The following is a 614-nucleotide window of genomic DNA, read 5'->3' on the forward strand; positions in this document are numbered from 1 at the left end:
TCATGTCGGCTGGGTATGGAGGCCAGCAGGCATGGTTAGAGCCATATCGGAGGATTTGCGTTCGCGAGTGATCGCAGCGGTTGAGAGTGGCCTGTCGCGGCGGGCTGCGGCGGATCGTTTCGGTGTTGCCGCGGCAAGCGCGGTCCGCTGGGTCCGCGAATGGCGAGAGAGCGGCGCGACGCGGGCAAAGCCCCAAGGCGGAGACAAGCGCTCCCAGCGGATCGAAGCCTACCGGGATACGATCCTAGCGGCGATCGAAGGTCAGGACGACATCACACTGGTCGAGTTGGCTGAATTCTCAGGGCGGAGCATGCGGTCGTGTTCGCGCCGAGCACGATCTGGCGCTTTCTCGACCGTCACTCGATGACCTTCAAAAAAAACAGCGCACGCCAGCGAGCAGGATCGGCCCGACGTGCTCGCGCGGCGACGCGCCTGGTTCAAGGCCCAGCCTGATCTCGATCCCGAACGGTTGGTCTTTATCGACGAGACCGGCGCATCGACGAAGATGGCTCGCCTGCGTGGACGGGCAAAGCGGGGCATGCGGTGCCGATCTCCGATCCCGCACGGGCACTGGAAAACGACTACTTTTACAGGCGCATTGCGCCTGACGGGCA

General features: G+C 63.8%; 1 protein-coding gene and 1 pseudogene. Both read left to right on the plus strand.

The window, feature by feature from the left end; translation table 11 throughout:
• The coding region (locus tag NKJ89_RS35645) for a helix-turn-helix domain-containing protein (protein ID WP_352609085.1) at window positions 1-367 on the plus strand (367 nt) is incomplete at its 5' end.
• Window positions 367-614: pseudogene (locus tag NKJ89_RS35650) on the plus strand (IS630 family transposase); the annotation flags it as partial. The gene NKJ89_RS35645 and the pseudogene NKJ89_RS35650, both read left to right, overlap by 1 nt.

The sequence above is a fragment of the Mesorhizobium sp. M0047 genome (assembly GCF_040323315.1).
Lineage (GTDB): Bacteria > Pseudomonadota > Alphaproteobacteria > Rhizobiales > Rhizobiaceae > Mesorhizobium.